General features: G+C 46.9%; 12 protein-coding genes. 6 read left to right on the top strand and 6 right to left on the bottom strand.

Annotated elements, in window-relative coordinates:
- Positions 1-36: 36 nt before the first annotated feature.
- The 3 genes from HFE01_RS03265 to HFE01_RS03255 form a co-directional block, all read right to left on the bottom strand.
- Positions 37-348 carry an ArsR/SmtB family transcription factor gene (locus HFE01_RS03265; protein WP_014599587.1) on the bottom strand — a complete coding sequence of 104 codons (312 nt, stop codon included), beginning with the start codon at positions 346-348 and terminating at the stop codon, positions 37-39.
- A 139-nt stretch (positions 349-487) separates the two neighbouring features.
- Positions 488-2,536: an iron ABC transporter permease gene (locus tag HFE01_RS03260; protein ID WP_016820455.1), complete on the bottom strand. Its 2,049-nt coding sequence runs from the start codon at positions 2,534-2,536 to the stop codon at positions 488-490.
- Complete coding sequence (locus HFE01_RS03255; RefSeq protein ID WP_107733903.1) at positions 2,533-3,528, bottom strand: ABC transporter substrate-binding protein; 996 nt, start codon at positions 3,526-3,528, stop codon at positions 2,533-2,535. Before HFE01_RS03255 ends, HFE01_RS03260 begins: the two co-directional genes overlap by 4 nt.
- Before the next feature lie 171 nt (positions 3,529-3,699).
- Between HFE01_RS03255 and infC the strand changes: the two genes are divergently transcribed.
- Positions 3,700-4,215, top strand: coding sequence for a translation initiation factor IF-3 (gene infC / locus HFE01_RS03250; protein ID WP_019686800.1), 516 nt, complete (start codon positions 3,700-3,702; stop codon positions 4,213-4,215).
- Positions 4,216-4,283: 68 nt separating this feature from the next.
- Here infC and HFE01_RS03245 read toward each other — a convergent pair whose 3' ends face one another.
- Positions 4,284-4,586 carry a hypothetical protein gene (locus HFE01_RS03245; RefSeq protein WP_017426691.1) on the bottom strand — a complete coding sequence of 101 codons (303 nt, stop codon included), beginning with the start codon at positions 4,584-4,586 and terminating at the stop codon, positions 4,284-4,286.
- Between the two features lie 98 nt (positions 4,587-4,684).
- On the opposite strand from HFE01_RS03245, the gene HFE01_RS03240 reads away from it, so the two are divergent.
- Positions 4,685-5,455, top strand: coding sequence for an ANT(4')-I family aminoglycoside nucleotidyltransferase (locus tag HFE01_RS03240; RefSeq protein WP_167438188.1), 771 nt, complete (start codon positions 4,685-4,687; stop codon positions 5,453-5,455).
- A 449-nt stretch (positions 5,456-5,904) separates the two neighbouring features.
- On the top strand, positions 5,905-6,453 hold the full coding sequence (locus HFE01_RS03235; RefSeq protein WP_016820460.1) for a hypothetical protein: 549 nt from the start codon (positions 5,905-5,907) through the stop codon (positions 6,451-6,453).
- Between the two features lie 106 nt (positions 6,454-6,559).
- Here the strand turns inward: HFE01_RS03235 and HFE01_RS03230 are convergent, their stop codons facing one another.
- Positions 6,560-6,943: a DUF423 domain-containing protein gene (locus tag HFE01_RS03230; protein ID WP_019686797.1), complete on the bottom strand. Its 384-nt coding sequence runs from the start codon at positions 6,941-6,943 to the stop codon at positions 6,560-6,562.
- A 219-nt stretch (positions 6,944-7,162) separates the two neighbouring features.
- On the opposite strand from HFE01_RS03230, the gene HFE01_RS03225 reads away from it, so the two are divergent.
- The 3 genes from HFE01_RS03225 to HFE01_RS03215 all read left to right on the top strand — a co-directional run bounded on the left by HFE01_RS03225 (position 7,163) and on the right by HFE01_RS03215 (position 10,301).
- Positions 7,163-7,636 carry a hypothetical protein gene (locus HFE01_RS03225; RefSeq protein WP_019686796.1) on the top strand — a complete coding sequence of 158 codons (474 nt, stop codon included), beginning with the start codon at positions 7,163-7,165 and terminating at the stop codon, positions 7,634-7,636.
- Between the two features lie 32 nt (positions 7,637-7,668).
- Positions 7,669-8,520, top strand: coding sequence for a DegV family protein (locus HFE01_RS03220; protein WP_167438189.1), 852 nt, complete (start codon positions 7,669-7,671; stop codon positions 8,518-8,520).
- A 155-nt stretch (positions 8,521-8,675) separates the two neighbouring features.
- Positions 8,676-10,301, top strand: coding sequence for an S-layer homology domain-containing protein (locus tag HFE01_RS03215; protein WP_167438190.1), 1,626 nt, complete (start codon positions 8,676-8,678; stop codon positions 10,299-10,301).
- Between the two features lie 70 nt (positions 10,302-10,371).
- On the opposite strand, the gene HFE01_RS03210 is transcribed toward HFE01_RS03215, so the two are convergent.
- Complete coding sequence (locus HFE01_RS03210; RefSeq protein WP_167438191.1) at positions 10,372-11,961, bottom strand: amidohydrolase; 1,590 nt, start codon at positions 11,959-11,961, stop codon at positions 10,372-10,374.
- Between the last annotated feature and the right edge of the window lie 41 nt (positions 11,962-12,002).

Raw genomic sequence — 12,002 nt, 5'->3', positions numbered from 1 at the left:
ATAGATATGTTATGTGAAAAAAAAACTCCTTTCTGTTTATAGTTCTTTTTGGATGTACTCGGCAAATTCCTGTATTGTTTTTTCATTCCGACGGTAGTACGTCCACTTTCCTACTCGCTCAGACTCTAACAAACCGGATTTTTGCATCGTTAATAAATAACTTGAGATTACAGACTGTGCAAGTCCCGATTTGGCCTGAATATCTCCCACACATACACCAATTTGAAAATTGAGCCCTTGCTTTAAATAAGCCTGCTCATCAAAATAATCTTCTGGTTTTTTTAACCACTGCATAATCAGACGACGAGTCTCGTTCGACAAAGCTTTATAAATCAATGACGGTTCCATACTTCACATTATATCTACTTTATTAGATTTGTAAATATTTAATTCAGATGATTCCTCAGATGATTGCATAGAAAAAAATAATAAAGGCTGCTTCCTCACGGAGAATCCGCTTGGAAACAGCCTGTTCGTGTCATCTCAACTACACAGATTTACTCTTATTCGAGCGGTACATCAAGTACAGAAAATACGGTGCACCGATTAGTGCAATCAGCAATCCAGAAGGAATTTCGGTCGGCGCAAGCACGGTCCGTCCAATCGTATCCGCCAGCACCAGCATGACCGCTCCCAAGATGCTAGACAGAACAATGGAACGGCGTACATGGTGCCCGATCAACGTACGCACGATATGCGGAGCAATCAGCCCAATGAAACCGATTGTACCCACACAGGCTACTGCTCCACCCGCCAGCAGCACACCTACTACCATCGCCCACAGCCGGGTGCGGCGCACCGGAAGCCCCAGTCCCATAGCGCTGCTATCGTCAAATACCAAAAGATCGAAACGGCGAGCCAGCCACCATGCTACTGGCAACAACACGAGTAGAAAGGCCAGAATGGTTGCCACCTGCCCCCAGTTTCGAGCGTAGGTGCTACCAGTCAGCCAGATATAGCCTGTGCTACCCCAGAGCGAACCTTGGATGATCAACACCTGAATACCGGCTGATCCGATGGCAGATACGGCAATCCCAAGCAGGATGACCACTGACGGATTTAGGTGCTTGTTCCACGATAAAAAGAAGATCACCGCTGCCGACACTGTCGCTCCAGCAATCGCCGCGATGGGCAGCATATAAATAGGCAGCCCAGGCCACACGATAATCACTGCAAGCGCACCGAAACCAGCCCCTGACGAAACTCCAATGATCGAGGCATCCGCCAAAGGATTACGAACCGCTAGTTGGATCAAGACGCCGCTGACCGCAAGCGCGATACCAGCCCCGGCCGCCACCAGCGTACGTGGTATTCTAAATTGAAGCAAAGCCGAATTCGCACTCTCCCCGCCAAACAGGCCGGATAGCAGATCCCCCACTGGAATTCGCATTCCTCCAAACATCAGGCTGAATACCGTTAGCAACACGGCACAGCACGCAAATATTGTAGCCAGTCTGCCAAAAGGTAATTTCCGAGAGCGCACACCTATGTTCATGGAAGACTGTCCGCCGATACCGGATGGCAGCTTCATTTTCCGCAAAATCAGCCAAATCAACCAAGGTGCCCCAATCAAGGCCATGACCGCTCCGGTCGGCAGATCCATGCTTGATTTGTGAATCATTTTCGCCAGCACGTCTGCGCCGATCAACAGCAGTGCCCCCCAGAGGAAGGAACCGGGTAGCACCCAACGATGCATTTTCAACCCGCTTAGGCGCACCAAATGCGGAGCCACCAAACCTACAAATCCGATGGGACCAATGACGCTGACTGTAATGGTCGACAGCAGAACCGCCAATACAATACCCACCGCCCGTGTTAAGCTAACCTTTTGTCCAAGGGATGTGGATGTGGACTCATCCAGATCCAGCACATCAAACTGCCTTGACAGCATAACAGCAATGACCGAGAGTCCTACGACCCATGGCCAAGCGTAAGTCGTCCCACTCCAATCATTTTGCACCAGTGAGCCCGAACCCCAGAGAAACAGCCCCTGTGTTTCAAATGAATAAAAAATATGCAGTGCTCCGGTAAACGAACCAAGAACCATGGATACGATCAAGCCGGCAAGCGCCAACCGAATCGGAGTTCCCGCTCTTCCCCCGCCCATAAAGTAAGCCAGCACCGCTGCCAACAGACCGCCAGCGGCAGCAAATAGAAATGGCGCCTGGTGCAGCAATCCGGGAAACATCACCGCACCCAGTACGACCACAAAGTAGGCACCCGCGTTTATCCCTAGGGTATCAGAAGCTGCCAGTGGATTTTTGGTGATGGCCTGAAGCAAAGCACCCGCGATGGCCAGCGCACCGCCAGCCAGAATTCCAATGACCGTACGCGGCATCCGAAGATCCCAAACCATGTTATGCTCAAGCGTATTCTGACGCTGGGTCAACGCCTCGATGACTGTATGGAGCGGGATCGAAGCCTCCCCATAACACAAGCTTACAAAAAAAAGCACGATGAGGACGATCAAGCCGCCCCCAAAGATGCTTCCTATACGCCAAGTCTTCGATAATCCCGTTGTGTCCGTTCGGGTCATTTCGTCAGAGCTCCGACTACTTGATCAACCAGTACTTTGGACGAAATTGGACCGCCGAAAGTCCATGTTGTACCGTCCAGCGGGTAGGTGCGTTTTTCTTTAACAAAGTTCAGTCCGTTCCATACCGTGTTGTTCTTCATGGCGGTGCCAAATATATCGTCCGTCTTTTGCGTAATGTAGATAAAATTACTATCCTGTACAGCTGGAAGAGCTTCGATGCCTACGGTACTAAATCCGTACTTCTCAGTCTGGTCCGACTTCCAGTCGTTCACCATGCCGATTCTCGCAAGCGTACCCGCTACAACTGAATTATCCTTGAACATTCGCAGACTGGCAGCATTTTGAGCTGTAAAGGCCTGTGTCAGCGCATAGTGAAAGTCTGCTTTGCCCGCCTTCTCCAATGTTGCCTTTGCCTCTACATAGTGCTGGTCAAGTTCGCTTAAGACTTTATCAGCCTGTTCCGTTTTACCGGTAGCCACCGCGATTTGCTTGAAAATCTCGACCATACGGTCGTAATCATAGCCGTTCCCCTTGTAAGGATCAAACTCTATCGTCGGTGCAATTCCCTTAAGCTGTGCATAGATCGCTGCATTGTTATCGGCGTTAGAGATAATAAGATCCGGCTTGAGCGCCGCAATCGCTTCGAGATTGGGTTCGCCCCGTGTACCGATATCCGTTACAGTATCAGCCAGCTTCGCCTCTGGTGTCACCCACAGCTTATAGTTGGCATTGTCCGCATTCCCGACCGGCTGTACGCCAAGTGCAATCAGATCCTCGGTAAACGTCCATTCGAGTACAACGACACGTTCCGCTGGCTTGTCCAGCTTGACTTCCCCATGGTCGTCCTTAACCGTAACCGGACCAGCCGCTGTAGATGTCTGCTCAGACCCTGTAGCCCCTTCCGTCTTCGAGCTATTCCCAGCCGAACCGCAGCCTGCCAATACAATCGCAAAAACTACAAATAACAATAGGCCATTCCACATCTTTTTCATTTCTCTCAATCACCCCTGTATGTATATGCATCGGAAAATGATAATCATTATCAGTAAAAGAGTATAGGGGTTAGTGATTTTTGTCAATAAGGATATATCGAAGTTCAATTGAATCGCACATAGGTTCCGTATATGATAGTTTTATCATTGTTTAAGGGAGGCTACATTGAAGTGGCAGTATTAATTAACGAGCAAATTAAAGCTGACGAGGTGGTGCTCACCGGACTCTCGGGGGAGAAGCTCGGCGTTGTTTCCAAGTCAGAAGCCTTGGCTATGGCCCGATCCAAGGGAGTGGACCTGGTCTGCACCTCACTGATGAGTAGTCCGCCACCGTGCAGCTTGGTTGCAAAGGGCAAAGGAAAAGCGCTTGTGCAAAAAAAAGCCGCAGCAAGCAAAACAAATAACGGCCAAGCCGCAGGAAACCATGGTAAAGAAAAGGTCAAGGAGCTTCGCTTCACCGCTCACATTGAGGAGCATGATTACGACACGAAGCTGCGTCAGGCGGACAAACAACTGCGTTCCGGTAAACCGGTACAGTTGGTCGTTAAGGCCTCAGGCGCAAAAGAAGCACCTGTCGCCAAAGCGGTGCTGGAGCGTCTACTGGGCGATCTGAAGGAAGTCGGTGTAAAGGAAACTGGAATCCAGACGGGCGGCAAGGGCTCACAGGTGAAATTAAACCCTCGCTGAATGGCGAATCAAATGGCGAATCAGTAGATTGGACAAGTCTCTTAGTTGGTACAATCAAACACTTCACCTTAGTCCTCTAAGCCTAGTTCGGCTATAAGAAAATCAGCCTGATCCATTTTCATCTGTTTCTTTTCTTGGCTGTAATCCCAACCGAGTGCTATAGCATATTTAATGATACGGGCACAAGTATTGGGTTTATGAAGGTTGATGGACCAGTTCCCCTTCCATGAAAAGCTCACTTCAAAAAATGAAGTTTTGGAAGAGTATATTCTAAGACTGACAAAATCTCTGCTAGGCATTTCATTAATCACACAATGAAAAATAAAATTATTGACCGTAATGTTTTTAGTTCTCTTAACAAAGGGCTTCATAAGTCACCACACTACTGATAAAATAGATGTTTTCACTTGTCGCTATTTCCCCACAGCACTCCATACCATGCTTGCTAAAAACGGAGGGAGAATCACAAATGAACATGAATGGACCTGTCCACATTTCCCGAAATGAGAGGCTTCAGACGTGCCATGAAATAGCTGCTAGGTTACATGAAGTATACAAAGACAAAATTCTAGCTATAGGGGTCTATGGATCTGTTGCCAAAGGTACGGACGGCCCTTTCTCAGATATTGAAATGTTTTGTGTATTAAGTGAATCCAACGCTCCTGTAGATTTTAGCCATGAATGGTCGGCGGGTCCCTGGAAAGCTGAGGTGAACGTCTGTAGTTCAGACATTCTTCTGAAAACCGCCTCTACTGTTGAGGGCGACTGGCCGTTGACACATGGACCCTTCTTTTCCCCACTTCGTCTGTATGATCCTAAAGACTTTTTTTCTATATTAAAGGAAGCTGCCGAATCCCCAACAAAGGAAGATTTCAGGCATGCCATCAACGAAGTGCTTGTAGGTGAAATGTATGAGTTTATTGGAAAGCTTAGAAATGTCACTATAAATGGCCCTCGTACCTACTTGCCGTACTTGATCATGCAGTTTGCCCAATATGGAGCTATGTTAGTTGGGTTACACAATCAGAAGCTTTTCTCAACGGGCTCAATGGTTCTACCAGAAGCACTGGAACTGCCGGATCGTCCAGAGGGATTTGATCATCTAGTTAAGTTGGTTATGTCCGGAGATTTAGCGGAACCAACAAAGATCATTTCAGTCTGTGAAAATTTCTGGAGTGGTCTTGTGAGTTGGGCAGTCGAACATGACTATCATATTCAATCACAACGAATCCCATTTTGATTGAATATAACATCCACTTTATTTTTTGCTTACTATAATATACCATGTTTTTGATATGCCAAATCCCTCTTTCGTTAAGGGGGATTTTAATTTTTTTCTCGGCGGAAAAAGATCCTTAATGAAGATATGCCACGCTATACTTTTTTGTAAAATATTTAAAATTTAAATTACTTGATTTCATTCCCCACCTCACTTATTCTCGGTATATGCATACTTTAGCTCTAGCTCTATTAATTCTTCTCATATACAGTCCTCATTCATGTACACACATGCTAAAATGTACATTTCCTGTGGATTCAGAAAAAATTTAGCGCATAGGGCTTTATATAGAACTTATTTTTGCTAATGTCCAACAACAGGGCCCTAGGCCCTATGACAGATTACATTTTAATGATATATTGATAGGTACTACAAAAGACTAATTACCCAGGGCTTGGGCTGGAGGATGTATGAAAAAGGAATCAAATCAAGACGAAACCAGTTATTTATTTAATGTTGATGTATTAGTTAAAGGTCGTTCGAACGTAGAGGCCCTTCAGTTCCTGCTTCATCTCTTGAGCCAAAACGAACAAATTGCGGATAGTCGGATTCAATCCGGTATCGAACTTGGTAATTTAATTGAAGCTGCATTGTATCTAAAAAAACAGTCGGCCGTTAATAGCCCGTCTGATGCAGCCGCTACGCTTGCGGAAAAATTCTCCAAAAAGAAATCAGCCGCAATTACGAACAAGACACCCGTTATTCAAGAGATCAAGCAATCCCACGTACAGCCAAAGCCTGCAATACAACAAGACCTTAGTACGTACGAATGGATTAAACGCTATATACATGATAATACGCTTGTACGGTTAATCGTGAACCGCTACGGCGGACAGCGCAGCATTCCATGCCGCATACTCAACCTGGACCATGATAATAACCTGCTGAGTGTGTATCATGTTGATGAGAAGCAAGTGTACTCCTTTAAAATGAATGAGATTGATGAGATCACATCGTAAATGTAATATCTCACTAGAAACAAGTAAGCATGAAAAAAGAGAATCGGTGGAAAAGCATGGCGTCTTTCCTATCGATTCTCTTTTTTAAAATGGGGCAATGAGCTTTCTAATTCTCTTTCTTTGGACCGGCAGCAGCCCATGTCAACAATATCCATCCTGCAATAAAACACACGCCTCCTAATGGGGTGATCGCACCCAGCACACGGATTCCGGTTAAACTTAGCACATACAGGCTGCCGGAAAATAAAATGATACCCGTGAACAACAGCCGCGCAGCCCATCTTAAGCGGGTCGAAGGGCCCCACTGTCCGGCAGCCAACGCAATGATCAGCAATCCGACAGCGTGAATCATATGATATTTCACACCGGTTTCATATACGGCCAATGCATCCGCGTCAATCCGTGCTTTTACAATATGCGCTCCGAAGGCTCCAATGGCTACCGCCAACATCATCATTATAGATCCTACCATAATCCATCTTCGTTGCATGTTTTTTATACTCCTTTTCCCTGATCCTTTTACCCGAATGTTCTTCTTATTTTATCGGAACAGCATGAAGTTTACCAGCCAGTGTGTGTAAACAAACCGCATACAAAATTCGATGATTAAGCTCTGTCTATTGGAGGGTAATGTGTAAAGTGGCTTGCTTTTTTGTTTATTTTGTGGAAAATTAGTACCTGTTCGGACTATGTTCAAGGAGTTGAAAAAATGAGTAACCAAGATCCTAATTTGCAAAAGCCTGCTGTGTCTGAGGAGCACCCTGTTTTTTCAGAAGCTCCTGTGTTCCAGCCTCCGGTCAAGCTCAAGCATTCCGGTCCCGGAATTGCTTCTTTTATTATGTCGCTCGTCAGTCTGATCGGATATATTATTCTGGCTATTATGGTCATTAATCTGATGGCTCATTTCAGCCAATACCAAACTATGAACCCGGAAGTCGCCTTGCAGCAAACCGGAACCATGCTGATTCCCTTTATTTTTTTAGGCAGCCTACTGCTCAATTGTAGCGGACTTGTGGTCGGAATCATCGGCATTGCGTTAAAAAACCGTAAGAAAACCTTTGCTATTATTGGATTAATCATTAATGCACTCATTATTGTAGGCTTTATTGCACTACTTGCCCTCGGTCTCGCCATTCCGAATAGCACGGCGGATATTTATCCTTCGTCTGTGCAATCTTTATGATTTTTCTGCATCTCACAGAGAGGATTTAATGTATGAACAAAATTAAAATTTTTGCAGACAGTACCAGTGATGTTCCTGCTCACTGGCGTCAACAGTACGAGATTAGCATTGTACCATTGTATACCGTATTTGGTGATGAAGCATTGCAAGATGGGGTGAACATTCACCCGGAACAATTATTTCAGCGTGTCAGCTGCGAGGGACGCTTACCTCGTACCGCCGCACCTTCTCCGGCAGATTTTATTCAAGCCTTTACGCCCTACATAGAACAAGGAGAAGACATTTTATATATAAGTCTGTCCTCCGAGCTATCATCGACGTACCAGAATGCGCTGCTCGCTGCCTCCGAATTTCCAGAAGGTCGCATTACGGTTTTTGATTCCCTAAATCTGTCATGCGGCTTTGGCCTGCTTGTGATGAAAGCTGCTCGCGCGGCAGCAAACGGTAGTACGATAGAGCAGATTGTAGACATGTTGACGGCAACCAGACCGCTAATCGACACGGAATTTGTGATTGATACACTCGAATATCTATATAAAGGCGGAAGATGCTCAGGCATGCAAAACCTGATCGGCAGTCTGCTCAAAATTCGTCCGGTAATCAAAGTGATTGATGGAAAAATGACGCCTGCCTACAAGGTCCGCGGCAAACGTGAAAAAGCACTGGAACAAATGCTGCAAAATGCCCTGAACCAGCGGGATTTGATGGATAACGATATGATCATTGTCGTGCACGCTCTGGCTGAGGAAGATGCGCTGATGCTGCAAGCACGTCTGAAAGAGGAAACGAACGCACAAGAGGTACTGTTAACAACAGCAGGCTGTGTTATATCCAGTCATTGTGGTCCACAAACGATCGGTATTATGTATGCCAAAAAAGCATAGTTTATCCAATATCAAACCTGTTACCCATCGGTAGCGGGTTTTTTGGTATTTTTCCAGCAATTTAGCAATGAATAACTTTCCTCTTTTTGATAGTATTATTCGTCGAGTAACAATATATACACTTACAATCTATCATAAAAAAGAAGGTTATTGGGATGAGTTCCAAACGATCGCGTTGGCTAACCAGGTTTACTCTATCGGCAACTACAGCCATTACAATATTCACAGCATTCACTTCATACTTAGCTGCCCCGGCAGCAGCAACCGGCGTAGCTTTTCGAGATATTTCACACAGCTACGCCTATCAGTCTATTATTTCCCTACACGCTAAAGGAATTTTGAACGGTACACAACCTGGTTACTTCTCACCTAAAAAGGCCGTTACCAGAGCTGAATGGGTTACCGCATTGGATCGTGTCCTCGCTCTGGAGCCTGTACAAGCAGCTGTCTCCTCCTATCGGGATGTTCCCAAGCAAGCGTGGTACTACGGTTGGATTGAGGCGGCTTCGCAGCTTGATATCGTACAGGGAGGTTCTTCCGCTACATTTCAACCCAATAGTCCTATAACCCGGCAAGAAGCAGCCTTAATGATTGCACGTCTCATCCGCTCTTCGGGCGGATCAGGTAACGCTATTTCCTCTTTCATAGATCGTGACGAAATTGCTGATTGGGCTCTTGAAGGGGTAACCACCGTGAATCGTTACGGCTTTATGAAAGGTGAAAACAACTATTTTCGCCCGGCATCTTCTCTCACTCGTGAAGAAACAGCGGTATTATTGGAGCGGCTGCTAACGTATTCAGCACAGCATGCTCGCCAAGCTGCTTCCACTACTTCTTTCATTCGATTAGGCTGGCAATATGACCAAACCGTTCAGCAGTTTGAAAATACGGTGCTTCAATCCAACATCAACACCCTGTCACCACGCTGGTTTTTTCTAAACGAAACAGGCAGTATCAGCGATTACACCAATTCTTCGCTGCTTACCTGGTCCAAACAGCATCAAAAAAAAATCTGGGCTATGGTGGGCAACCGTTCCAACCTGGCGTTGACACACCAAATTCTGTCCAGTGAGGTTCTACGAGCTAAAACCATAACTCAGCTTGCCAATGCTGTATCTGTACATGGTTTAGATGGGCTTGTCATTGATTTTGAAAATGTAGATGGTCAGGATCGTGCCTATCTTACATTGTTCGTCCAGCAACTAAAAGCGAAGTTGAAAAGTCAAAATGCAGTACTGGCGCTCTGTGTATCTCCTGATTACGGAACGGACTGGACTGCCGCTTTTGATTACCAAAAGCTTGGCGCTGCGGCAGACTATCTAATTCTGATGGGATATGACGAGCATTGGGGGGGAAGCTCGATCCCCGGCTCCGTGTCCTCCCTGCCATGGCTGCGTGAAAGCGTGCGGCGCTTTGTACAAACCACCGATCCGGAAAAAGCAATTTTGGCGCTGCCGTTATTTACACGGAATTGGACACTTAACGCTAACGGGCAATCCATCGCTTCCTCTGATATTTCACTAGATCTGCAAAATCTGCTGGTGTCCCGTATCTCCTCCAAACCGATCTGGAACGAGGATATTCAGCAGTATACCGTGTCTTACAAAGATACTCAGCTTCATAAGCTATGGCTGGAAGAAGGGCGATCCATCACTCGTAAGTACCGCTTGGGTCAGGATCAAGGATTTGCTGGCTTCGCCTACTGGTATCCAGGCGGCGCAAGCTCTGATCTGTGGGTCAGTGTGAAAAATGCGGACCGCTTCATACAGCGTGGCTTGTAAAAGTCAAAAGCCTTCAACCTCACGTAAAAAGTGAAGTTGAAGGCTTTTGCCATACATACGTATTACCAGCCTACGACCGGTATGCAACTTGCCCGTTCACAACGGTCATTCGTACCTTAACATTAAGCAAAGCTTGGTGACTTTCCGATACATCGCGGTCAATAACGGTAAAGTCAGCGGCTTTGCCTTCAGCGATTGTCCCTCTTTCATCAGCTTCCCCAGCCGCTACTGCGCTTCCCATAGTAAACAGATGAATGGCTTCGTGAACATCCAGCTTCTCAGCGGGAAGATAGCCCTCATGCGTTTCTTCCGACTTGGCGCGAGTCACTGCCGCATGTATACCCAGAAATGGGTTTAGGGGCTCGATCGGCGCATCACTGCCTCCAGCACACGGAATGCCTGCTTGCAGCAGCTTTTTCCAGGCATATAAATACTCGGTCCGTTCTTTCCCAACCCGATCCAGCACCCAGGGAAAGTCACTGGCGACAAAACGAGGCTGGATGTCTGCAATCAGCGGCAGCTTCGCCATTCTTTTAACCAAATCAGCCCGTAGCACCTGCCCATGAATCAGACGATCCGGCAACCCGCTTTCCTCCGTTAGTCCATGGGCCTCCATCGCTGTCAAAATCATGTGCGCCGCCCCATCTCCGATGGCATGTACAGCCACTGGAAAGCCTGCGGCTCTGGCTGCTGCCACCATCTGATTCAGCTCTGGCTGTGGTTGGATGGCCATTCCACACGTATGTGGAGCATCACTATAAGGTTCGGATAATAAAGCCGTTCTTCCACCAATAGCGCCGTCAGCAAATATTTTAATTGCACCGATTTTGAACCACTCATTTCCGGTACCTGCACGCAGCTCCTGTACTTTCACTTCTTCGATAAATGGATGATAGATGAGCTGGTGTGTGCGAAAAGCAACACCTTCTTCTCGCAGCTCCTTGTAAATTCGCTGCATCGTCTCTACGCTGCCCAAAAAACGTAAATCCTCCGTGTGTGCAGCAGTCAGACCCAGCCGTAGCGCATCCAGACAAGCCCGCCGGATCGTATCCTTCTTCGCCGAATAATCCGGCTCTGGCTGCACGCTTGTAAAGGCAAAGGATGCTTCCTCATAAATCAATCCATTTAACCGTCCCTCTGCGTCTCGTCCATAGGCTCCTGAAGCCGGATCAGGGGTGTTCTCGTGAATACCTGCACGCCGAAATGCCTCTGAATTGGCCAAAAACGTATGAAAGCACGTACGAGTCAGATATACCGGGTGCTGATCTGTAATGGCATCCAGCTCAGCTATATTTGGAATTTCAACAGGAATAAACGCGTTTTCGTTCCAATTAAGTCCTAAAATCCACTCTCCCGGCGGTGTTACAGCGACCCGCTTGCGCAGCATAGCCAGCAGCTCGTCCTTGGAAGTAGCTGATGTGAAATCCAGCATAGCCAGCTTCATACCATGCATAGACAAATGCATATGGGCATCGGTTAAGCCCGGCAGTACATTGGCACCCTCCCAATCCACCGTCTCGTACTCCTTACCGGACAACTGCAATTCAAGCTCCCGGGCATATCCAATGGCCTGTATGCGGCCATGCTGTACAACGATAGAGTCTCCTTTGGAAGCCCAGTCCCCATATAACCTGCCGTGCTTGAACAAAACGAATGTCAACGCCACTCATCTCCTTTTCTCCAACTATATGCTTGATCTGC

Source organism: Paenibacillus sp. EKM10P (assembly GCF_011800655.1).
In the GTDB taxonomy this organism is placed as follows: domain Bacteria; phylum Bacillota; class Bacilli; order Paenibacillales; family Paenibacillaceae; genus Paenibacillus; species Paenibacillus polymyxa.
The sequence above is the reverse complement of the archived record's forward strand: the minus strand, read 5'-3'. Positions and strand labels throughout refer to the sequence as shown.